This window comes from Kastovskya adunca (assembly GCF_059505785.1).
Genome location: NZ_JCACLG010000002.1, coordinates 43,430 through 62,465 on the forward strand (window position 1 = coordinate 43,430; position 19,036 = coordinate 62,465).

Genomic DNA, 19,036 nt, shown 5'->3' on the forward strand with positions numbered 1-19,036 from the left:
GGTCTTTTTTTACTTTAGCTTCAATACTCCTCGGCTGTGGTCAACACGACTTCAACGGCTGCACCCCAATTGAGCTGCAACTGGGATTGAGCATTACCGCCATGAACAGCAACTTCCACCCAGCCGTGACTACCCACTAAGGCAATCAGGCTTCCCACTTGGCTTTCACTGTAGGTTTGACCGCTGGGAATGAGGCGATCGCCGATGGCAACTGACCAGGTCTTTCCTGCCACATCAGCCGCCGGAATATTTGTGACTAAATTACCGAAGCGATCGCTGTACTGAATGCAACCTGTAACTGTTGTCTGTGTGACTTTCCTGACAGGAATTTCTAGTTGAACTAGAGAGTCTGGAGCGATAAGTTTTCCCAGTTTTTCTAGAGGAACACCACTAGCAAGATGCGCTCCTACCGGGGCAAAGATATCTCGACCGTGAAACGTGGTGCTGGGGGTAGGGGAGCGCCAGTATTGGGAATTAGTTAACTCCACCACAGCGATAGCTGAACTTTGACTCAATACACCACTAAAAAGACCATTATCAGGGCCGACAAAAAAACCGGATTCCAATTGCAGCGCGATCGCTCGACGACGACTCCCCACACCCGGATCGACAACCGCCACATGCACCGTCTCCGTTGGAAAGTATGGGCAGGCACTCATCAGACAAAATCGACCCGCTGCCAAATCTTGAGGCGGAATCTGGTGGGTCAAATCTATAACCATTAACTGTGGGTTAATTTGAGCAATAATTCCCTTCATCACCCCCACATAAACATCGCTTAAACCAAAGTCACTTAGAAGTGTGAGAATCGTACTTTTGGGCATTATTGCAGGTAAGGATTAGAGCGATCGCCAATCGCCAGTTGTCATGCTTGGCGCTTCACCTTAGGATATCTAATCGGCTTTTTGCCAAAGTCAACCAGACAGACTCAGTTCATTCAACCTGTGGCGAAATAAATCAGTAGCGATCGCTTATACTTAAATATTTGCTAATTTCTGTATCAAATAACACAGTTGCTCTACACAGCCTAATTCTGTCCATGTTAATTTGGGATAGAGACTATATCTGAATTAAAAGCGAGGGAATGTTTACCGTGAACAAAAATCTGCATAACAAAGCACAAATAGCTGCCACTGCCCATCGCGAGAATCTTCGGAAAAACTTGCAGCACCGCATAGAAGTAGCGAGAGCCAATGGTGACGAATCCTTGATCCGGCAGCTAGAAGCAGAAGCCAGCTACCTTCGCCTCGACTAAAGCAGCATTTAAAATTATCCTGACACCTCACACAGATGAGTCTTACACCTGTCCGGAAAACTTAACAGGGATGTCACCATTGTCGGGTGACATCCTTTTTTTTAGGCGATTTGCTCAACGCAACAGCACCCGACTGCGAGGGCCAACAATCGGTTGATCTGTAGGTGGCTCAATCCCGCAACTAGCATTATTTTCCTCTGCCTTATCCGGTGGCAAAGACGCACAAGCGGAATAATCCAGAACAACACGGCTAACGTTCAATGTCCCATTACTGCTGAAAACAGGCGCATCAACGCTAGTTGGCGGCGTTACGTTCCCGCCTCCTGGAGCCATATTACCTCCACCTGCAATCGGTGCCGGAGCCATAGCACCCCCACCCGTGACAGGTTCAGGGCTGGTAACACCTCCAGGATTAACCGGATTAACTGGATTGACAGGAGGATTAACCGGATTGACTGGATTGACAGGAGGATTAACCGGATTGACCGGATTGACAGGAGGATTAACTGGATTAACCGGATTGACAGGAGGATTAACCGGATTAACCGGATTGACAGGAGGATTAACTGGATTAACTGGATTAACCGGAGGATTAACCGGATTAACCGGATTAACCGGAGGATTAACCGGATTAACTGGATTAACAGGAGGATTAACTGGATTAACCGGATTAACCCCCGCAGGCACCGTTACCCGTAACCTCACAGGCATCCCACTCGCAGGGATAGTAAATGAAGGGAGAGGATTTGGCATTGTGGGACGTAGCCCATTAGCAAAATTGTACTCAGAGCCAAAATCAAACACCGTTGGACTAGTACCCCCATTGGCATCGCTGTATCGTGGGCCTTGTCCCCGAAACTCAAATACACCTTGATATTGTTGCCCTGTGGCTGGATCAGTCACAATCCCTTCCCAGTAGCCTCTGGCAACAAACTCGTCTTGAACTGTCCCAAATAATGTGGTTCCTGCCTGTCCCGTGCGGGTGCGGGGTTGAAGATTACCGCTAGTAAATACATCAGAGGTAATCGTTCCATTCGTAGAGACAACAGGGATTCCCCGAAAGTCTACATAGTGCCTGCCATCGGCTCTCGTTCCGACATAACTAGGATCGGGGGCAGAATAAACCAAAACACCGTTGCGGAAATATTGACCTGCGGCATTCGTGTCTACTCTTGTCGTGCTTCGATTGAAATTTGGGTTGCCAGGTGGAGGCGTAAATGTACCCGTTACCGTGCCAGTGCCGTTAATAATGATCTGGGCAAAAGCCCCTGATGTCCCCAAGCTCAGAATCGTGGCAGCGAAACTGCCGCTAGCCAACACTCTCAAGCCTAGTTGGGTTCGGGATGAAATCGGCTGCATTGCTAGATGTTCCTTATCTGCCTTCGATTTAGATCTACCGAGCAGATGCGCCCAAACCGGAAACTGGAAAAACGATTTGGCTTAAAACTGAAATGAGGCTCTGAGTGTCCCGATCACTAAAGCATCATTAGCGGCATTGTGGTCGGGATTGAAAATCACTAAAACACCTGGAGTCAGGGAAATGTTGTTGGTAACTCTGGCGCGATAAAAAAGTTCTAGATGCAAGGCTGTATCCGCACGCCCTCCTGGTGTCCCACTTAAGTCGCGTAAAAAGTTGGGAAAGTTGAAGCCATCCGGCAAGGTGCTGGAGGTGATTTTAGGCGGCTGTCCGAATAAAATTCCGCCCATGTTGCCATTACTAAATAGGTCAGGAAAGGCAGAAAATACCATCCAGTTAGTGGTTTCCACAGCACCTGAAAGGTTGACTGGAGCGGAGTGAGTCCAGCCTCCCCAAGTTCCCATAGTCCAGCGAGGGTTGACACGCCACGCTAAGGTGGCTCCGATGGCGTGAGTATTGAAGGCAAAGGATGTCTCAGGCGAGATGATGGGGGCTAGGGGTGAGAGTAGTTGGTTATCGCCCGTACCGATGCTGAGAAAGCCATCGGGAGAGTGAGAGTAGAGGTAGTGTAAGCCGAGGTCGAGATTATTTGTAGGAGCGATCGCTACCTGCACCCCCGCAGTAGTTCTCCCGCTAAAAATGCCTGTACGACTGGGATTTTCGGCACTATATACCCCTTGTACGCTCAAGCGTCGGTTAACTTGCCAGTCTAAGCCAATACCGCCCGTACCATTCCCGATTCCCAAAATCGGGTTGCGCTGACCTAATAAGGAAATCGCCCCCTCCCCAGCTCCTTCTAGGGGATTAATACCGCGAAAAGTATTGATAGCATTGACTCCCGCCGGGCCAACGATAACGCCGAAGTTAGGAGAAAGGGGAAAACGGTAGGATAAATCGCTCAAAACCAAGTCATTACCGCTATCTAACTCCGTCGATAAGCGCCCCATATTAGTAAAGACAAGCGGTGCAAAAGAGACAAGATTCCCCGCTTGTAACCCCGTCAGCAGCAAGTCGCGTCCTGTGAACGAGGTTGCCAGAGATAGCTGAACATTACCTGCTAAATTGAGCTGTGCCTCGCCAGAACGTTCTGGCACTCCATCTCTGGGAAACAAATCTACATCTACTTGATTGCTGCCCTGTAAACCAACGATCGCTTGACCAAATAGTCGAGTAGTGGTGGAAAACTGCTGCGTTTCTAGTTGAGTAGTGCGAGCTTCTACACCATCAATTCGACTTTTTAAATCTGCTAATTCGATGGCGTAGTTGGCTTGCAAACGTTCCAGAACGAGTAGATCTGCTTGGGAAACCTGGGTTTGCTGTTGTTCGGCAATGATTTTAGAAAGCGTATCTAGCGTGGCTTGCAAAGCGGCGGCAAACTCGTAGCGAGAAATTGGGCGATCGCCCCGGAATGTCCCGTCAGGATAGCCGGATAGTACCCCATAGCGTTTGACAAGGTTCTGGAGGGCTTGGTAAGCCCAGTCAGTGGGAAGCACATCCGATAATTGGTCTATGGAGGTAACTTGAGCCATCGCCGCCTTCGGTTCTGTAAGCGAGGAAGAAAATTCCGGTGTGGGTTGCTCTTCTGTTATCGGTTTAGCGATCGCTATTACAGGTACTGATGCCTTACGTTCCTCGTCGGAACCCAAGACGCGATCGCGGGTATCCTGAAAACCTGGAATCTCAGTAGAGTTCGATGATGTTGCTGGTTCTAATTGCAGAGACTCAGAACTAAACGCGATCGCGCTAAATTCCGGTATCGTTGCCTCTACACTCGGTAACTCCCGTTGTGATAATTCATCCTCAGATGAGTCGGGGAATGAGTTCACTGGCAGATTAGGAAAAGGTGGCAGCGCTTCTAGGGGAGACGTTTTTCCGGCTGTTAAGACAGCAACAGTCAGCAGACTCAGGTCACTCATTAGCTATCTCTCTTACTCTCCGAATAAGATTGACAGCGATAATTCCTTCAGTCAGGAAAATTAACCGATGCAAAAGGTTGTCTGATCTCCCTCGATCCCCCTTAAAAAGCGTTAGCGAAGCGGTAGCGAGTTTACGAGCGTCTGCTAGGACACGTCCGGTTCCTCCGAATCAGAAAGCATCAAGAGGGGAACTAAGATTTCTGTTCCCCATTTTTCAAGGGAGGTTAGAGAGGATATCTATGAGGCGAAGCCGTCTCGTCGGACTTGTGTGTACACCGTAGCCCATCTCCCACCCAATCAGTATGATCTTGCCCTCAACCTGAGAACATAGGAAAAACCAGAGTCTGAGAGTACTCTAAATGACTTCCTTGAACACCGAAACTTACCTGCTCCTAGAAAACCTCATCTTCTTTGTACTGGCAACCGCTTTTTTAGCAATTGTGGGTTGGGCATGGCGACAGGCAAAACCTTACACTCTTCCTGAACATTTACCCGGCTGGTTTCGTATTTGGTTTGGAACGGTGCAATTTATAGGAGTCGTACCTCCTTTAGTGGCAATAGTCTGGGGTGCGTGGCAGGGTTATACCAGCGTGCTGACGGTATTTATTCCCTACTTCATCATGCTGGCGCTGCAAATTCTTTCAGAGAGTTTAACCCTGAGGCGATTTCGTTCAGTCGTGTGGGTGATGGTTCCTTATTTATACCTGCCTTACCGTTTTTGGCAGTTGTATGAGGGCTGGACAATTCTCAGTCCAGGAAACGAACTGATGTGGGTACGGTATTTATTAGTAGTAGAAATTGTGCTGTGGATTGGAAACTATGCCTTAGATTTGGCACAGCTTCCACGACTTCTGCGCTGGGAAGTACAGGAAAGATAGCTACAAAAATGCCCACAGGTTGTCAGCCTGGGGCTATTGCCTTCCCAGATCTAGACAGACTGAGGGCTTCTGTAAGTAAGGTTAGGCAGTGGCTTGACTAAGTTCGTGCCAGCGTTGATGCCATCGCGTTTGGATTGCCCCAATGACTTCCGGCAAATCAGCAAACGTCTCGCTTTGCCGCTTAATTTCTGGCGCTAAATACTCCAGGGACTTGCAATCTTGGCAGTAGCGCAATACATGCTGCCAACTTTCCTGCCACTTTAACCCCTCCTGCTGATGAGCGCGAAATGGCTTGAGGCGTTCTTCTTCTGCGGCTTTCAGGGCAGCTTCTTCTCGCAGATTCTGGGATTGTTCTGCCCAGGCGTCCCGCCATTGCTGCAAGGTTTTGGGCTGATAGCGATCGCTATAAAGCTTCGTTTCCGTCGCCAAAATCTCACCCAACTCCTCCAAGCTGGGGCGATCACTACAGTCAGCGATCGCATCTAGCCCCAGTTCTGTCCAAATTGGCAAGCAACGATAACTGACAAACTTGACACCCACGCCAACAATTTTCACCCAGGCTTGGTGATGCCAGCACTCCAGACGTTCGATTTTGTAGAGGGAAATCCTGAGCCAAACCGCGACTTCCCGTTGCACCCGATCTAAAGGGAATTGAGTGGGATCAATAATCCCGGCAGTAATTAAGTTATGAGACATAAGTGATCGATACTGAACTTTGGGTTTGATGGCAACCCAAAACATTAGCCACCCCACCTGTCTTGCCGTAGCAAGCTGGAGTGGCTAGAGCGTTACCATTTTTTATCCGCTCCAGACTAGAATCTTCGCCCTGGGAATTTAGACCCCCAGGAGCGATCGCACTTCAGCTTTTGAGGAGCGTAAAGATTGGTCAATCTGGCTTTTCAGGGCATTAGACGCTATTGAATAGCAATAGATTAGCAGTTCGCGTCACCTTAGCTCAAGCTATCCCGATTTTTCTAACCCTTTGTTCAGCTCACTCAGGCTCCCATAGGCTAGAGTCTGTCTCAAACTCCGATCGGATGAAACCTGCTTAAGAAAACTCTCTTAATGTTCTTTTTTGGGCAACTTAGCGTCTTCGCGGTTTATTTCAAGTCAAATATTTCGCTATTAAAATCACCCTAACTACAAAGTGGTAAGCCTAGGTAGGGCTAGCATCACTTAATAGTTAAGGCAATTAATTTTTAGATCACATCGCTGAGAAAAGAAAGAAATTGCTCACGATCAAATGACTTCACCGCATTCAATACATCCATTGTTGGTGCAGTTGGTCTATAGTCATCTGTAAGTGCCGGAAAGGTATTTCCTAATTCTTGAGCAATCTGAGTCCAAATGGTGAGCTTAGAAGCCGCATCTAGAGATTTGTATTCAGCTATGCCAATATCATTACTCAGAAGCAGGCTCAATTGTTTAAGCTGTTCTTCGGGAGCCAGTTCTTTCATTTGTGCTATCACTTCAGCAGGAATAACAGAAGCATTTTTCACTTCTGTAGGGATGTCGTTCGCTTTTTCTTGAAAGATTAACGCCATCGCCCCTAGCTGATCGGCTTCTGATAAGGTTTTAAATGAAGTTACAACTTGGCTGACGGTATTTGTTGCCACAGATATTCTCCTGTAAATTGAGGGCAGCTTTACATGCTTGGCTCTATTCTTCTGAGTTCCGTTCTAGGGATAGAAGTTTTCTAGACTGATTAACATTTGACTTGACAACCAAAAAATAACAATTATTTTCTTGAGCCAAATCTGTTAAATACCAGTTTAAAAGTAGAGCCAATCATCAAGGATAAATGGCTAATAATTTCAGCAACATCTTCCCCCTAAAGATTAAAGGTGTAAGGCTGACTGAAATTCTTCTGCAAAAGGATAGAGATTTACTGGGAAAAATAGCTAGGTGAATCTAACAAAAGAAAGATGTGATATTTTTAGTAAGCCGAACAACTGTTGTAATATCAGTTCTACAATTTGGCCATAGATGTAAACTGTTCTTCATCAATCCGTCCGGCTTGATAGAGGATTTCTGTGACTTCAGAAATTGTTAAGACGGAATGGGGACGGTAGCCACTGGCTCTTAATCGGTCTTTAACTCCTTGTTCGTGATCCATAAACACCACAATATCCTCGACCTTTAAGCCCGCCGATTTGATTTTTTCTGCACCTTCTATGGCACTTTTGCCACTGATGAGAATATCATCGACTACCACCACGGTTTCCCCCAACTCAAAGTTGCCTTCAATTAGCCTGCGAGTGCCGTGGGCTTTGACTTCCTTACGGGGGAATATCATCGGGTAATTGAGGCGCAGTGCTAGCCCAGTAGCGGTGGGTAAAGAACCGTAAGGAATCCCGGCGATGCGGTCAAATTGCAGGTCTTTGAGGATATCTGCGTAGGCGAGCAGAATTAAGTTGAAAACTTGGGGATTGGAGATAATTTTGCGGAGATCGATGTAGTAGGGGAATGTTGCTCCTGATGCTTGGACGAAGCTACCAAAGAGAATGCAGCCGATGTCGTAGAGTTGCAGAATCAAGTCTTGGTGGCGGTGTTGAGTTAACAAACAGACATCAGACATCCACAAGTTACAGGTAACACTCTCGCGGACGATCTCCTGTCTAATTTGATTGACCTGCTCTCGCAGCGATCGCACTTTCTCAGATAAGCGATCGCTACCTAAAAATTCTGGAGAAATCGGGATCAGCAGTCCCTCCCCATTCTTATCTAAGCCTGCGGCTAAAAGTTGCGTTAGGTCGCTCCCTCCTTCTGTCCAGATACTCCGTGCCAAAATCCCTCGCTCAGGCGCAACCGCACGGATGCGGGCGAGCACCTCCGGGTTGGAGATGCCAACTTCTAAGCCGACTTGTTCGGGAGTACCCCAGTTTTTAGCTTCATTAACGACTTGCAAGTAAAAGGGAGTTTCAGGATTGGGGTATTGCTGCAACGCGACAGCCGCCGGACTAGAGGTGCAGGACAGAATAAAAACAGCTTTGCCAGGGTAAACCAAAAATGGCGCAACATGGTCTTGTCCGGCATAGGGATTGAGGGTAATTGCATCAACGTCCCACTGTTGAAAAACTGTTTTGGCAAAGACAGTACTGGTGTTTATATCCCCGTGTTTGGCATCCAAAATCACCGGGATATCCGTAGGAATAGCGGCTAGTGTCTTGTGCAGCAGTTCTAGTCCCGGAACGCCCAAAGCTTCATAAAAGCCCAGAGTGGGCTTGTAGGCACAGACTTGATCGGCGGTTTCGGTGATGATAAATTGCAGCCACTCCCACAACCCATCGATCAGCCGGGTAGTATCTTCACCAGAACAGTAACGTTCCGGCATTAATTCGGGATTGGGGTCAAGTCCTACATAGAGTAAGGATTGATTGCGGGCGATCGCGGCATTTAATTTGTCGAAAAAGCTCATCACGAACCTCCGGGAGCTTGGAAACCGCCATCATTGATGTGGCGGAGGTGCATCGACTCGTGCGTTTCGGCTAGGCTACTTCGACAAGGCTCAGTACAAGTCAACGACCACGGTTTCAACCGCACTTCGACCCGGCTCAGTGACCGCCGTCTAGTTCGCAGCATGTATTGTTCTCCATGAATTAAACGACAAAAACTTGATATCTGAAGGCTTGGCGTTCTGGCACAACCGTTTCCCCGTTTCCAGGGAATGCAAACTCACCTTTCCTTTCGATGCACCTCCGATATAGACAACGCCGTATTTCGGATGCTTGGCGATTCCGCCCCGCTTAAATCCTGCCGATATCGTTCCGCCATAGGGCGAGCGGACTCCTCCTTTACCCGGCTGGAATCGGTGCAACTGACGGCGATGGAACCGAAGCGGAATGATGACAATTAATCGGGTGTTATCCGGTTTGTCGTGACCTTCGGTGTACCAGTTGGCTAACACCCAGCTATCGACACAGTGCGCTTCAAACTTGTCGGATAACTTTTGCTTCGACTTTTTCAGTCCCAGCTGATTGCGAAGCTCTGCGGTTTCGTGTCCTTGCAGCTTATGAACGGGGGCAAATCGTTCTAATTCGGAGTAAAACCATTTCTTCCCAACCTCAAGCGGGGAAAACCTCACATTCCACTTCCACCCCTTCTTGAACGTGGGAGCTTTGATGTCTTCGACCACAAAAGCTGTAATCGGAAATAGCTTTGTGAGCCAGTTGGCAATTCTCAGTTTCCATTGCCATCTGGCTTTAGTCGAAGGCGGAAGCCCGCCACGCTGGCGATTAAATCGAGGTTGGCGGCAGGGAGTTTTACGAAATCGTCTTGCACGTCGCATATGGCGCTTTGCTTCAACGGCATCTTTGACCCAATCCACGGCATAAGTTTGTACATTGAGATAGGTATGAGATTGAGATTTAACGGTAAACCCTTCTCTTTTTGAGCCAGGGTCAATTCCCACCGCAACGGGCTGGGTGAACCGCGATGACGGCTCGACATTCAACCGAACGCAGAATACACCGCGTTTCCAAAATGGCGTTGCCTTGCCAGCTTGAATCCAGCGCTCTGCGCGTTCTGCCGTAGTGGGCATCAAGGGACGCTGATTTTTATCGACAACAGGTACAGATGGCATGGCGATAAGCCTAACTATGTACTTCCCTTTGACGCTAACGACTCAAGAGGCTAGGGATGAGGGAGGTGTCTCTAGCGTTGGTGGCGCTGCCACGCGCTAAGTCGTTCAGCTTGCCTGATGGCGTAGTCTAGTCTCGCGTTTAACCTGACATCGCTCTATGGCTTGAGCTTATTCCAGCCCCCGTGCTTCAGCCGGGGGTACGTGACCACGATTTACAGTTTTGCCTGGGGATATCTCTCTACTTTCCCTCAGATGGTTCAGATGGTGGTGCTTCGACACCAAATCCCTACCCCAGACGCCGTCGTCATAGCCGTAGACACATCGCTGAGGACAATTTATCTCTGGTAGAGACATTCCGCCGGAACATCTCCAGAAATTTCATCAACGGGTTCGCCGCCAGCGTAGGACTGACTTTTTCACGGGACTCCGGTCAAATCCAGAACCTCTTAGAAAGCGCTTAAACGCCTGTGCCGTAAACTTCCCAAAACTCACAAGACTAGAGAGAGTGTGTGTATCCTGAAATTAGCACTTCCTACCCTGTGCCCCACAGGAACTAACCCTTCTGGAGACATCGACCTCTGCAAGGAGTGAGTCAACTCCTCAATGCAAGCCGAGTCGTGGAAAGAGGAAACCCAAAGCGTCATTTTGGGAATCCCCCGCTATATTCCCTACTCCGAATTGGCGGCGGGAAGATATCAATCAACTTAAGTCGATACCTCAGTAACATGTCAAAGCCTTTACCGTTGACTCAACGCCTCAATCAGTCCCTTTGGGCATCCCTTGTGGCGTTGGGGTGTATTGTGGCGGTGGGACTGCTACAGGTGCCGCAGCTCCATCGTTTGAGTAATCGAGCTAGTACGGCTTCGCCTGAAGATCTCCAGCAAGACGTTGAGGCAGAAAAACTCCGTATTGAAGTGTTACAAAACATTCCCAGCTTTGGTTTTGACAATCTGCTGGCAGACTGGGCGTTTCTAAATTTTCTTCAGTACTTTGGGGATGAGCCAGTGCGCGCCGTTACGGGATACGGACTCAGCCCAGAATACTTTGAAGTCGTTGTCGAGCAAGATCCCCACTTCTTAGACGCTTACCTCTATCTCTCAACCAGTGGTTCCCTATATGCAGCGAAGCCAGAACGTTCGATTGCACTCATGGAAAAAGGACTAGAGTCCCTTTCTCCCGAAGCACCTCGACAGTCTTATATTGTTTGGCGGCAAAAGGCAATTGATGAATTGCTGTTCTTGGGTGATGCTGAGGCGGCAAGGCAGTCTTTTGAAAAGGCAGCAGAGTGGGCAAGTACGCATCCCGATCAAGAAAGTCAGACAATTGCCGCTATATCGCGTCGAACGGCTGAGTTTCTCGCTGATAATCCTGACAGTAAGTCGGCTCAAATTAGTGCATGGACAATGGTTTTAAGTAATGTTTCCGATCAGCGATCGCGCCAGATTGCGATTAATCAGGTAGAGGAACTGGGCGGAGAAGTAATTACGACACCAGAAGGAACCGTGAAAATTCGACTTCCCCAGACCGATTAAGTATTGTAGCGATCGCCTCCTCTTTTGGCTACCGTACCAAGTTATCGTCCCTGATGCAGTTGATGCCGCATTCTAGAACCTTCACCCCCCCGATACTTGGGAGGACGAGAAAAAGATCTGCGGTAGGTAATTAGCCAAATGATAAAAATTAACAAGCTGGTGGAGCACTATACCTAATCCAAATCCAGCTATAGAAACAATGGCTAAAACCCAGAAAGCTGGCCATTCCTTATATCCAGCGGTCTGCATATCTAGTCTTGCCAGGGTACTAGCGGCAATTAAAACCAAAATACGCATAAACACTTCAAACCAATTGAGGATGATTACACTAATCAGTGCCCCGACGACTATAGAAAGAAACGCTCTAGTATCTGACTCTAGCCAAGCCCCAAACACGCTTTTCATCAGTGTTAAAGGAGCCGTTAGCGCTGAGGCAATCAGTAAAACATACACCGCACCCATCAACCATGTCCAAGGAGACACTTCGACAGCGGATAACAACCAACCAAAGATACTGTACGTAAACAGGAGCAGTATTAGAGAAAATCGTGGCAGGTTCTTGATAAATGCCATTTGTTGCGGTGCTGGTGGGCAATAAGCGTTCTCACCACTAAACCACAACCTAACTTGTACAGATTGTTGCCATCGAAATCAACCCATTTTCAAAAGTTGTAAAACAGAGAAAGAGGAAAGTTGCCTGTATTGAGAAGAAAATAGTAGGAACACTAGAGACTATAGCCGTTCTAGATCATTGGCAAACTCTTGGGTAGGGGCATATAGCTATACACCCCTACACCGCAACCCTAGATATTTCCTAACTCATCGAGGATGGCTATGGGAGAAAAATCACCTCTTTTTTGGCTGTGATCGGATTCACACTGACTTACTGATCTAGATCTCCATCAGATCCTTACCATGTGGTCATACTAAAAGGCGACTGAACTCTAGCCGAGTCATCAATAGGGAACACACAACCAGCCGACAGGTTCTGCACAAGAGACTGTCGGTTTTTTGTTAGCATTTGTCTTTGAGGAAATAAATCTCCCCAAAAAAAAGAGACTCCAGCGGTATCGCTGAAGATCAAACATACGCAAGCACAAGCAGGAAATTTATTTGATGTGGGAAGTGGCGCAATCTCGCCAGAGAGTAACCAGGAAACCCTAGAAGTAATTCCAGGGAATCCCCCACCAAATCAGAGATTATGGTGGGGGAGGATATCACGACATGGCTTGAATAATGTAGTCGAAGTAAGGTGCGGCTGTTTTAGCCTCATCCTCACTTAGTAAACCGAGAGAAGCATTTTTCAAGCAACGGATTGATTCAGCCATACCAGCTACAGGGACGCCGAGGGAGTTGTACATTTCCCGCACGCCAACTAAACCAATTTTTTCAATTGGTTCTTTGTCACCAGACAAGAGTCCGTAGGTGATCAGCCGGAGGTACCAGCCGTAGTCACGCAGACACAAGGCTCGTTGACGTTCGCCGTAGGCATTCCCCCCCGGAGCAATAAAGTCCGGGCGTTTCTGCCAAAGCTGTTTGCTGGCTTGTTGAACAATCTTTTTTTCGTTTTCCGCTAACGTGGACGCAATCCGCATCCGCTGCACCCCAGTTTGCAAGAACTCTTGGATATTTTTGAGTTCGCCGGAGCTGGGATAACGGAGTTGGTCGTCGGCTTGGAGAATAACTTGGCTAACTACACTCATACTATGGGGTTTGGTTAACTCAGGTAACTTCTGTAGTTTAACGATTCACGGCGACACAAAGAAAGAGAGGAAAGTACGGTGTCTGTAACTCAACCACCAGATAAGACAAATAAACTTGATTTTGATCCCGCTTCTGAGCCTTGCCAACAAGGTCAGTTGGTAGAGGTGACCATCACCGATCTCAGTGATTCCGGTGATGGGGTGGGACGTTTAGGGAAGCGGGTGGTGTTTGTACCCGATACGGTGAGTGGCGATCGCGTTTTAGTTCGCCTGCTGAATGTCAAATCCAACTATGCTACAGGTAAGCTGCACCAACTTCTGGAGCCATCTCCTCATCGCATCCGAGCCCACTGCATCGTTGCTGATAAGTGCGGTGGCTGTCAGTGGCAACATGTTGATTATGAGTATCAACGTGTGGCGAAGCAAAATTTAGTGGTGCAAGCGTTGGAACGCATTGGTGGCTTTACCGCCGTCCCCGTCGCCCCCATCCTAAGTGGTGACGATTTTCTTGCCTATCGCAACAAAGCCACTTATCCTCTAAAACGTTCCGCTAGCGGTCAGGTACAAGCCGGATATTACCAAAAAGGCAGCCACCAGCTCGTTAACCTCAATCAATGTCCCGTGCAAGATGTCCGATTGAACCCGCTGTTGGCTGAGATTAAACAGGACATTGAGCAACGGGGATGGTCAATCTATGACGAACGTCGTCACCAGGGACGGCTGCGTCACCTATCGCTGCGGATTGGACGCCGGACAGGTGAGATGCTGCTGACATTGGTGACCACAAGTTGGAACTTAGGCGATATTGAAGCCCAAGCGCAAACTTGGCTGTCCCGCTACCCAAAACTGGTGGGTGTCTTCCTCAATTGCAACTCGGAGCGTACTAATGCCATCTTTGGCTCCGAAACGCGTTGTGTGGCGGGCGAGCCTTATTTGCTAGAGGAATTTGCTGGCTTAGAGTTCCAGCTTTTGCCAGAGACGTTTTTTCAAGTCAATACGGAAGCAGCAGAGGCGCTGTTAAAGGTAATTGAAGAGAAGCTTTCCCTTCAAGGTAATGAGGTGTTATTCGATGCCTACTGTGGCATTGGAACGTTTACGCTGCCTTTGGCACAGCGGGTACGAGAGGCGATTGGTTTGGAGGTGCAAGCGGCATCTGTGGAGCAAGCACAACTCAATGCCGAACGTAATGCGATCGCCAATGTTAGCTTTAAGACGGGATCGGTGGAAACCTTGCTGCCACAACTGGGGATCGTACCGGATGTGGTCTTACTAGATCCACCCCGTAAGGGATGCGATCGCACGGTGATCGAAACCCTCCTGCAACTGCAACCCAAGCAGATTGTTTACGTAAGTTGTAAGCCTGCAACTTTAGCGCGGGATCTCAAGCTGTTATGTCAATCAGGCGGCTACCAATTAACCTTTGTCCAACCCGCTGATTTCTTTCCTCAAACCGCTCACGTTGAATGCGCTGCCTTCTTACAACGCTGAGGTTTGAGACAGTAGTCTGGTATTTAAGGAGAAACTTCGGTATTATGGAGGAGACAGGTTCTTTTATTAGTAATAGAAGAACATTGCTGCCTCGAAATTAAAGAAGTTAGTGCATTTCGTTATTATCTATTAACGTTTGCAATCATTCTTTGGGCCAGACATATAAAATAAGGGTGCAGGTAGGCTCCAAAATCCGAATGAAGTTCTCGTTTAAATAGGCGGTATTAATTGCACTTTATAGGAGTTAGTCCTAAGCGCTATCAGCTTTATCTATTCCTGAGCAAACAACTCAGGTGCAGGTATAGCTTCAGTAGCAAATGTTAGAGTGCAGTCGCCGCGATCGCGAGGTATGCCATGAGGCTGAGCGCGTTTTTAAAGTCCACTAAACAAGACCTAGAGGTGTTTTTGAGTGATTGCTATATCACTGCGTCCAGTGAGACGCGACTGGGGCACGATTAGCTTCGCTTCTACCCTCTACCTTTGTCCAATTCTAGATTTGTTGCTAGAACAAATTCCTCCCCGTTGGCATCCTGAACTGCGATTGGGGCTGCAAGAAGCGTTGGTAAATGCAGCAAAACACGGTAATAAATTAGACCCATGTAAGACGGTAGTCGTTCATTTTTTGGTAAAAGATGAACAGTACTGGTGGGTTATTTCCGACGAAGGGTCGGGTTTTGCCGTTCCCTGTGAGAGTCAAAGTGAAGATTTACCTAACGAAGAAGCAGAAAATGGCAGAGGATTATGTCTCCTCCGCCATATCTTTGATCAGGTTCACTGGAATTGCCAAGGAACAGAATTGAGGCTCTGTAAAGACGTCAACAGCCGCTCCCGGCTTCCTTTACTGCACTAGTTGCTCCGGGAACCGTGAGTTGGACAAGGTGGGGCAGAAATCGAGCGGTCTAGCCATCCAGACGCCTGCTGAAAGCGGGCAAGAGCGTCTTCCGAGTGATCTTTTAAGAGAAATACCAAGGCGGCGGCAGCTTGTTCGCTGGCGCGGGCTTTGCGGTTAGACTTCAAGCGGTGCCAATCATTCGGGGCGATCGCCAGACGCTCTGCTAGAGCTTGAGCCAGTTCCAGAGTACTCAAGGCATTCAAGGCATCAGCTTTGGTAACTTGGGTTGATTCAGGCATACTGAAGGCACACGTAGGTTTATTTTTACTGTACTCTGCCTGCATGAAAACGCCTCAAGAACCGTCAGAGCCATCCGCCACCAGCTCTGATCCCCACCTCAATGAAGCCGACATTGAACAGGCGATCGCCGCCGCCGAGCGATCGCTCATTGACCTGAAAGAACGTTTTGCTCAGATTCAGCGCGATCAGCAACGGCAGAATGAACTACAACAGCGTCAAAAACAAATTAAGAAAGAACAACGGCTCCCCATCAGTCAGCGACAGCCATTAAAGGCTGAATTAAAGCGAATTAAAACCGAATTAGAGACGATAGAACTCAATTTAGAAAGCCGCTTGTTTTCTTGGGGAAGCTTGAAAGAACCATTTTGGCAAGCCGTCCGCTTTGGAGGGCTGGGGATCGTCATTGGCTGGTTACTGAGATCCTGTGGAGGGTAGTCCTGTTGTCTTTCACACTCAGATTTTGAACAGTACTCTTTATCAATTGCTATGGAAATTACTCAGTGTCTTCATACGGCAATTCTTGTTTCTGACTTAGAACGATCAGAGAATTTTTATGGCAATGTGTTGGGGTTAGAAAAAATAGACCGATCTCTGAAGTACCCCGGTACCTGGTATCAGATCAGTCAGTTCCAATTACACTTAATCCTTCATCCCGGTCTTGCAGTTGAGCGACATAATGAAAAGTGGGGACGTAATCCCCATTTTGCTCTAGGCGTAACGAATCTGGATGCCGCCAAAGAGAAACTGCTAGCAAACAACTGTCCCGTACAGATGAGTGCTTCTGGTCGTGCAGCCCTGTTTACCCAAGACCCTGACAGCAATATCGTTGAGTTGACTCAGGTATCTGCGAGTTGATCTTCCATCCCTTACTCAAAGGCGACACCCAGCAACCGCATACAACGAAAACCAACTGAACTCCTCTATGTAACTTTGCGCCAACATGAGCGTTCCTCTGCGTTTCAACTGCACAATCAGGCGATGGTTCAAACTCTCCCAGACAGGCTGAAATATGGGCTGTCTGATGTGTTTTGGTTTCTCAATCGTGAGCATGGCTTATATATTTTGAATCGTCTGAGTAGCTGGGTTCTGCGATGAAAATCATTGCCTACCTCTACAGCGATCCCCTCTTAGAGCCGCCATCCGAGCCGTCAATTTGGGGTTGGGAAGTAGAGCAGGTGTATCAAGATATGGGCGGGCGTCAGCAGCTACAGCAGTTGATTGAGGATTGCCAAACTGTAGCGGCGGAGTATCTGTTAATTCGACGTTTGGAAGAACTGGGTGACTCTGTGGAGGACGTAAGCGATCGCCTCGTACAAATTGAAGCCCTGGGTGTCCAAATCGTTGCCACCGAACAATCCTACAGTTCGTCACCCCTAACGGCAGCCCTCACCCATACCAATACTCAGGTGGGTTTGCTCAAGCTGCTCAAAGAGATGCAGCAAGAAGCTAGCAGCCGCCGCATCCGCCAGGGACATGCTCGCAATCGCCTCAAAGCCCTGCCACCGCCAGGAAAAGCCCCCTACGGCTACCGACGAGGGAAAGACCGTTACCTTCTCGATCGTAGTACCGCCCCTGTCGTTAAAGATTTCTTTGAACAATTCATCCTCTATGGCTCTTTACGGGGCGCGGTGCGGTATTTGGAGAAAAAATACAGCAAAAAAATTTCCGTCTCAACCGGACGCCGCTGGCTGACGAATCCCGTGTATCGGGGTAATCTTGCCTATCAAAACAATCAAGTCATCTCCGATACCCATGTCCCGCTGATGTCCAAGGAAGAAGCGGCACAAATTGACCGACTGCTGCGGCGAAACCGCAGTATGCCACCTCGTACCGCCAGCGCCCCGCGTTCTCTAGCGGGTTTGGTCATTTGTGGCGAGTGCCAGTCTCCGATGGGCGTTACCCGCGTCACCAGACCTCGCACAGATACCGAATATCTCTACCTGCGCCCCCTCAACTGCCCGAAACGTCCTAAATGCCGCGCCCTACCTTACGAGTCCATCCTGGAACAGACAATTGAGCGCATTACGATCGATTTACCCCGTGCGGTGGCAGAGATGAATCTACCAGGAATTGATGGAATTAAGCGATCGCTCACCGTCCAAATTAGTAGCAAGCAAGACATTATTAACCAGCTACCCGAGCTGACAGCCACTGGCGTGCTGGATGCGGAAACGTCAGACTTACGTACCTACAAACTCCGCACGGAAATTTCCCAACTGCAAACTCAACTCGCCGCCCTCCCTCCTGTGAATTTGCGAGAACTTGCCCAAGCGATTTCTCTGCCTCAGTTTTGGCTCGATCTCTCAGAACCAGAGCGTCGATTTTATTTTCGAGAGTTCATCCAGCAAATCGAATTAACTCGCCAGGGAAAAGAGTGGCAGTTGCGACTTGTGTTTATTTTCTAATTGACTAGCCTTTTTTAGAATGCGATCGCGCTTCGTTAACGTTAAGAAAATTTTGAGGGGCGATCGCATCTGATCAAGGATTGGGTAAGTTAAGAGTAGCGAGTCAACTAACGTGTTTACTTTCTTACACAGCCACCCACCAACCGATGTCTGAAAAAAAACCGCTCCAGCAAATCCTGATCTTATTTTCAGCCTTTGCCTTCCTTGGCTCTACAGTCTTTGGGCTTGTCGGACTCTTCGGGAACGCCCAGCCAACCTCTACCGCCACTGAGACAGCAGCAAACCCACAGATCGCGCAATTAGAAAATCAGGCAAAAGGATACGAGCTAGTCTTGCAGCGGGAGCCAGAGAACCAAACAGCGCTCCAGGGACTAGTACAGGCGCGATTGGAGATTGGGGACTTACAAGGTGCCGTTGCACCGTTAGAGAAGCTCGTTGAGACGAATCCTGAGCAAGAAAGTTACAAAGCGCTGTTAGCGGCAGTGAAGCAGCAAGTGGGTGAGGGAAGTGAAGGCGTAAGCGAGAAGGAGTGAGGGAAAGAGTAACCAACCTACCTACACTTACCTGATTTTGTCACTTAGCTCAAAATAGTGACGTGCCACGCCTAAAATGATGAAATAGATGTAGTGGTGCATCCCGTTTAATTTGTTAGGTTGACTGAACCTTCAAATCTTAGAATTAAAGATTATTTGATATTACTTCTACCCAGTACTTTAAGCTTGTCGCGC

General features: G+C 48.4%; 21 protein-coding genes. 10 read left to right on the plus strand and 11 right to left on the minus strand.

Going from position 1 to position 19,036, the window contains the following annotated elements:
- Positions 1–20 precede the first annotated feature (20 nt).
- Positions 21–824, minus strand: a complete 804-nt coding sequence (locus tag AC5JR3_RS00740) for an SAM hydrolase/SAM-dependent halogenase family protein (RefSeq protein WP_495842045.1) — start codon at positions 822–824, stop codon at positions 21–23.
- Between the two features lie 269 nt (positions 825–1,093).
- Here AC5JR3_RS00740 and pirA point away from each other — a divergent pair, with 269 nt between their 5' ends.
- A complete protein-coding gene (gene pirA / locus AC5JR3_RS00745) occupies positions 1,094–1,255 on the plus strand; it encodes an arginine synthesis PII-interacting regulator PirA (RefSeq protein ID WP_495842047.1) in 162 nt (53 codons plus the stop codon).
- 114 nt (positions 1,256–1,369) lie between these two features.
- Here the strand turns inward: pirA and AC5JR3_RS00750 are convergent, their stop codons facing one another.
- Together AC5JR3_RS00750 and AC5JR3_RS00755 are read right to left on the minus strand one after the other, a co-directional pair.
- Entirely contained in the window at positions 1,370–2,614 is a 1,245-nt protein-coding gene (locus AC5JR3_RS00750) for a hypothetical protein (protein WP_495842049.1), read from the minus strand.
- A gap of 81 nt (positions 2,615–2,695) precedes the next feature.
- Complete coding sequence (locus AC5JR3_RS00755; protein ID WP_495842051.1) at positions 2,696–4,588, minus strand: iron uptake porin; 1,893 nt, start codon at positions 4,586–4,588, stop codon at positions 2,696–2,698.
- Between the two features lie 359 nt (positions 4,589–4,947).
- Here AC5JR3_RS00755 and AC5JR3_RS00760 point away from each other — a divergent pair, with 359 nt between their 5' ends.
- Positions 4,948–5,466 (plus strand): DUF7733 domain-containing protein, encoded by a 519-nt coding sequence (locus AC5JR3_RS00760; RefSeq protein ID WP_495842053.1) that lies wholly within the window; start codon positions 4,948–4,950, stop codon positions 5,464–5,466.
- 81 nt (positions 5,467–5,547) lie between these two features.
- On the opposite strand, the gene AC5JR3_RS00765 is transcribed toward AC5JR3_RS00760, so the two are convergent.
- From AC5JR3_RS00765 to AC5JR3_RS00785, 5 genes are all read right to left on the minus strand, one after another.
- On the minus strand, positions 5,548–6,162 hold the full coding sequence (locus AC5JR3_RS00765) for a hypothetical protein (RefSeq protein WP_495842055.1): 615 nt from the start codon (positions 6,160–6,162) through the stop codon (positions 5,548–5,550).
- 503 nt (positions 6,163–6,665) lie between these two features.
- Positions 6,666–7,082 (minus strand): orange carotenoid protein N-terminal domain-containing protein, encoded by a 417-nt coding sequence (locus AC5JR3_RS00770; protein ID WP_495842058.1) that lies wholly within the window; start codon positions 7,080–7,082, stop codon positions 6,666–6,668.
- A 353-nt stretch (positions 7,083–7,435) separates the two neighbouring features.
- Positions 7,436–8,884 (minus strand): bifunctional orotidine-5'-phosphate decarboxylase/orotate phosphoribosyltransferase, encoded by a 1,449-nt coding sequence (locus AC5JR3_RS00775; protein ID WP_495842059.1) that lies wholly within the window; start codon positions 8,882–8,884, stop codon positions 7,436–7,438.
- Positions 8,884–9,048, minus strand: coding sequence for a hypothetical protein (locus tag AC5JR3_RS00780; protein WP_495842061.1), 165 nt, complete (start codon positions 9,046–9,048; stop codon positions 8,884–8,886). The genes AC5JR3_RS00775 and AC5JR3_RS00780 overlap by 1 nt, the downstream gene beginning before the upstream one ends.
- Positions 9,035–10,048, minus strand: a complete 1,014-nt coding sequence (locus AC5JR3_RS00785; protein ID WP_495842063.1) for an RRXRR domain-containing protein — start codon at positions 10,046–10,048, stop codon at positions 9,035–9,037. Before AC5JR3_RS00785 ends, AC5JR3_RS00780 begins: the two co-directional genes overlap by 14 nt.
- Positions 10,049–10,230: 182 nt before the next feature.
- Here AC5JR3_RS00785 and AC5JR3_RS00790 point away from each other — a divergent pair, with 182 nt between their 5' ends.
- Both AC5JR3_RS00790 and AC5JR3_RS00795 read left to right on the plus strand, forming a co-directional pair.
- Entirely contained in the window at positions 10,231–10,509 is a 279-nt protein-coding gene (locus AC5JR3_RS00790) for a hypothetical protein (protein WP_495842065.1), read from the plus strand.
- Positions 10,510–10,773: 264 nt separating this feature from the next.
- A complete protein-coding gene (locus tag AC5JR3_RS00795) occupies positions 10,774–11,580 on the plus strand; it encodes a hypothetical protein (protein ID WP_495842067.1) in 807 nt (268 codons plus the stop codon).
- 81 nt (positions 11,581–11,661) lie between these two features.
- On the opposite strand, the gene AC5JR3_RS00800 is transcribed toward AC5JR3_RS00795, so the two are convergent.
- Together AC5JR3_RS00800 and AC5JR3_RS00805 are read right to left on the minus strand one after the other, a co-directional pair.
- Complete coding sequence (locus AC5JR3_RS00800; RefSeq protein ID WP_495842068.1) at positions 11,662–12,153, minus strand: hypothetical protein; 492 nt, start codon at positions 12,151–12,153, stop codon at positions 11,662–11,664.
- Positions 12,154–12,797: 644 nt separating this feature from the next.
- Positions 12,798–13,283, minus strand: coding sequence for an allophycocyanin (locus AC5JR3_RS00805; protein ID WP_495842070.1), 486 nt, complete (start codon positions 13,281–13,283; stop codon positions 12,798–12,800).
- Positions 13,284–13,439: 156 nt separating this feature from the next.
- Between AC5JR3_RS00805 and rlmD the strand changes: the two genes are divergently transcribed.
- Both rlmD and AC5JR3_RS00815 read left to right on the plus strand, forming a co-directional pair.
- Positions 13,440–14,771, plus strand: coding sequence for a 23S rRNA (uracil(1939)-C(5))-methyltransferase RlmD (rlmD, locus tag AC5JR3_RS00810; RefSeq protein WP_495842157.1), 1,332 nt, complete (start codon positions 13,440–13,442; stop codon positions 14,769–14,771).
- A gap of 409 nt (positions 14,772–15,180) precedes the next feature.
- Positions 15,181–15,621 carry an ATP-binding protein gene (locus tag AC5JR3_RS00815; protein WP_495842072.1) on the plus strand — a complete coding sequence of 147 codons (441 nt, stop codon included), beginning with the start codon at positions 15,181–15,183 and terminating at the stop codon, positions 15,619–15,621.
- Here the strand turns inward: AC5JR3_RS00815 and AC5JR3_RS00820 are convergent.
- Positions 15,618–15,902, minus strand: coding sequence for a DUF6439 family protein (locus tag AC5JR3_RS00820; RefSeq protein ID WP_495842074.1), 285 nt, complete (start codon positions 15,900–15,902; stop codon positions 15,618–15,620). The genes AC5JR3_RS00815 and AC5JR3_RS00820 overlap by 4 nt on opposite strands.
- A gap of 43 nt (positions 15,903–15,945) precedes the next feature.
- Here AC5JR3_RS00820 and AC5JR3_RS00825 point away from each other — a divergent pair, with 43 nt between their 5' ends.
- The 4 genes from AC5JR3_RS00825 (at position 15,946) to AC5JR3_RS00840 (ending at position 18,841) form a co-directional block, all read left to right on the plus strand.
- Complete coding sequence (locus AC5JR3_RS00825; RefSeq protein WP_495842076.1) at positions 15,946–16,338, plus strand: sll0565 family protein; 393 nt, start codon at positions 15,946–15,948, stop codon at positions 16,336–16,338.
- A 51-nt stretch (positions 16,339–16,389) separates the two neighbouring features.
- On the plus strand, positions 16,390–16,758 hold the full coding sequence (locus tag AC5JR3_RS00830) for a VOC family protein (RefSeq protein ID WP_495842078.1): 369 nt from the start codon (positions 16,390–16,392) through the stop codon (positions 16,756–16,758).
- A gap of 236 nt (positions 16,759–16,994) precedes the next feature.
- Complete coding sequence (locus AC5JR3_RS00835; RefSeq protein ID WP_495842080.1) at positions 16,995–18,308, plus strand: recombinase family protein; 1,314 nt, start codon at positions 16,995–16,997, stop codon at positions 18,306–18,308.
- Positions 18,309–18,454: 146 nt separating this feature from the next.
- On the plus strand, positions 18,455–18,841 hold the full coding sequence (locus AC5JR3_RS00840) for a tetratricopeptide repeat protein (protein WP_495842082.1): 387 nt from the start codon (positions 18,455–18,457) through the stop codon (positions 18,839–18,841).
- Positions 18,842–19,036: the final 195 nt, after the last annotated feature.

Excerpts from the sequence above, each read along its gene's own strand:
- AC5JR3_RS00760 (WP_495842053.1), top strand. The coding sequence starts at position 4,948 with ATGACTTCCTTGAACACCGAAACTTACCTGCTCCTAGAAAACCTCATC.
- AC5JR3_RS00780 (WP_495842061.1), bottom strand. The coding sequence starts at position 9,048 with ATGCTGCGAACTAGACGGCGGTCACTGAGCCGGGTCGAAGTGCGGTTG.
- AC5JR3_RS00755 (WP_495842051.1), bottom strand. The coding sequence starts at position 4,588 with ATGAGTGACCTGAGTCTGCTGACTGTTGCTGTCTTAACAGCCGGAAAA.
- AC5JR3_RS00800 (WP_495842068.1), bottom strand. The coding sequence starts at position 12,153 with ATGGCATTTATCAAGAACCTGCCACGATTTTCTCTAATACTGCTCCTG.
- AC5JR3_RS00835 (WP_495842080.1), top strand. The coding sequence starts at position 16,995 with ATGAAAATCATTGCCTACCTCTACAGCGATCCCCTCTTAGAGCCGCCA.
- AC5JR3_RS00765 (WP_495842055.1), bottom strand. The coding sequence starts at position 6,162 with ATGTCTCATAACTTAATTACTGCCGGGATTATTGATCCCACTCAATTC.
- AC5JR3_RS00805 (WP_495842070.1), bottom strand. The coding sequence starts at position 13,283 with ATGAGTGTAGTTAGCCAAGTTATTCTCCAAGCCGACGACCAACTCCGT.
- AC5JR3_RS00840 (WP_495842082.1), top strand. The coding sequence starts at position 18,455 with ATGTCTGAAAAAAAACCGCTCCAGCAAATCCTGATCTTATTTTCAGCC.
- AC5JR3_RS00775 (WP_495842059.1), bottom strand. The coding sequence starts at position 8,884 with ATGAGCTTTTTCGACAAATTAAATGCCGCGATCGCCCGCAATCAATCC.
- AC5JR3_RS00785 (WP_495842063.1), bottom strand. The coding sequence starts at position 10,048 with ATGCCATCTGTACCTGTTGTCGATAAAAATCAGCGTCCCTTGATGCCC.
- AC5JR3_RS00820 (WP_495842074.1), bottom strand. The coding sequence starts at position 15,902 with ATGCCTGAATCAACCCAAGTTACCAAAGCTGATGCCTTGAATGCCTTG.
- AC5JR3_RS00825 (WP_495842076.1), top strand. The coding sequence starts at position 15,946 with ATGAAAACGCCTCAAGAACCGTCAGAGCCATCCGCCACCAGCTCTGAT.
- AC5JR3_RS00740 (WP_495842045.1), bottom strand. The coding sequence starts at position 824 with ATGCCCAAAAGTACGATTCTCACACTTCTAAGTGACTTTGGTTTAAGC.
- AC5JR3_RS00795 (WP_495842067.1), top strand. The coding sequence starts at position 10,774 with ATGTCAAAGCCTTTACCGTTGACTCAACGCCTCAATCAGTCCCTTTGG.
- AC5JR3_RS00830 (WP_495842078.1), top strand. The coding sequence starts at position 16,390 with ATGGAAATTACTCAGTGTCTTCATACGGCAATTCTTGTTTCTGACTTA.
- AC5JR3_RS00750 (WP_495842049.1), bottom strand. The coding sequence starts at position 2,614 with ATGCAGCCGATTTCATCCCGAACCCAACTAGGCTTGAGAGTGTTGGCT.